Genomic DNA, 2,093 nt, shown 5'->3' with positions numbered 1-2,093 from the left:
AGGATAACTTCACAGAAGATTCAATATTGCAAAGAGCTTTAGAACTCCAAACAAAACAGCAAAGAGGAGAGCTAGAAAACTTCTTTACACATCAAGAAGAAAACACAAATGAATCCAAATCTAAAAAAGGAGAAAAGCAATGAGTCAAGATGAAGTGATAGAGGAAGTAGAACAAAAGGCGTATAGACTTAAAACAGATAGTTTAAGAACTATATTACAAAAAAATGAGATTCTTAATACCTTATTAAAAATCCTTATGCTTGTGGGCATATCTTGCAGTGTGATTCTTGCCTTTAAAGAATCACAAGCCCTATTTTTCTTTGTGATTAATATGGCTCTTATTACGATAGGGATTCTTTATGGTTTATATTCCTCAAGTGTTGAATCTCATGAAAAAAATGAATCTCTCATTGATAATGATCCAAGCAAGAAATATATGATCTGCTTAGGCTATGAAGTCAAAAAATTTCACGGAGATGCCATAAAGAGTTCAAGAGCTATAGGGAATAAAGTGCGTCCTATTTTAGTTAATGCTGAAGTGATGAAAAGGCATTTATTGATTATGGCAACTATTGGTGCTGGAAAGTCTGTCTTAATGAAAGGAATGGTTGAGCAATTAGCCATTCTAGGTGGTGGTGGAATGATTATCGATGGCAAGGGAACAGCTGAATTTGCAAAAGATATTTATGGTCTTTTTGTCAGCATTGGCAGAGAAGATGATTTCTATCATATTAATTTTTTGGATATGGATAACACACACACGATTAATCCTTTATGTAATGGTAATGCGATGAGTCTTTATGAAATGCTCATTATGCTTTTGGTAGGGGAGGAAAATGAATGGAAAGATCGGCAAAAAGAATATATGAAAAACATTTTGAAATTGCTTGTTTGGAAAAGAGATTATGAGAATATACAAATTGACTTTTCAATGGTTGCTGAAATTTTACCACTTGAAACTCTTACTTTAGAAGCTTTAAAGTATAAGGATAAGGCTAAAGATTTTATTCACTTGGAAGATTTTTGTCAATTTATTTCAACAACAATCGGTATTGATTATCAGAGATTTTTAAAAGGGGTAGGGGAAGAATTTGAGAAAGAAGTTAAAAGAGCCTCTAAAAACTTTGATATTCAAGGTGTTTATAACGCTAGTGTTTGTGTAGAGGGATGGAGAGGAGTCATTACAAATTTAAAGTCAGATTACGGAAGAATCTTTAATGCCCCAAAACCTACAATTTCATTATGGGAAGCCACTCAAAAAAACAAATTCATTTTCATTACTCTACCTACGATGGCAAGTGATACAACACCTAAGCAAATTGGAACATTACTCTTAGGACTCATTAAAAATGTTGCACAAGACAAAGCAGCTAAAGCTGTAGAGCCTCAAATTCCTTTTGTCTGCTTTTGTGATGAATTGGGGAGCTATATTGCTGAAGGCTATGGGCGATTAGAATCTAAAAGCAGAAGCTTAGGAATCTCCATGTGTCCATTTTTTCAATCTCCAGCACAAATTGATGCAGTTGGCAAAACAGTAGGTTCTGAATCTTTGGAGAGGAAAGAAATGATTGATGTAACAGGAGTGCATATTCTAATGAAAAATATGCATCCAGAAACAACAAAATTCTATGTTGAATTTGTGCCAAAAATCAAAAAGCTTGTCAAAGATTATTCTAAAAGAAGAAGTTTTGCAAAGGGGGCAGGGGCAGTTGAGGACAACTACAAAGAAGTAGAAGAAGATGCGTTTAAGCACGAAGAAGTTATCAGAATGAGCAATGGGGAAATGATGGTTTTTGCAAGTGGGAGAATGTATAGAGCAATTGCACAATCAGAAACTTCACTATTTAAAAAAGGAAAGAAAACAACCTATGAGGGTAGAGATATGAGTAAAAAAATTCCTCTTACACAATTTTTACCCAAAAATCTTTTCATTCAAGAGGTTAAGACTTATGGTGGAAAATGGCTAGATGAGCATTTAGAAAAACTTCATTCTCAAGGAGAAAAGCAATCATGAGTGAAAGAGATCTGAAAATATTTGAATTATATGGCAAATTAGCTGAACTTTTAGGAGACAAAGAGGCTATTGCTGATTT

Annotated in this window: 1 protein-coding gene; it reads left to right on the top strand. The window is 33.8% G+C overall.

All coding sequences use genetic code 11. The annotated features are described in order from the left end of the window. Window positions 1-139: 139 nt before the first annotated feature. Window positions 140-2,014, top strand: coding sequence for a type IV secretory system conjugative DNA transfer family protein (locus CCZ01_RS09795; protein WP_181566394.1), 1,875 nt, complete (start codon window positions 140-142; stop codon window positions 2,012-2,014). The last annotated feature ends 79 nt before the right edge of the window (window positions 2,015-2,093 follow it).

The sequence above is a fragment of the Helicobacter monodelphidis genome, assembly GCF_003288845.1.
Classification (GTDB): Bacteria; Campylobacterota; Campylobacteria; order Campylobacterales; family Helicobacteraceae; genus NHYN01.
The sequence above is the reverse complement of the archived record's forward strand: the minus strand, read 5'-3'. Positions and strand labels throughout refer to the sequence as shown.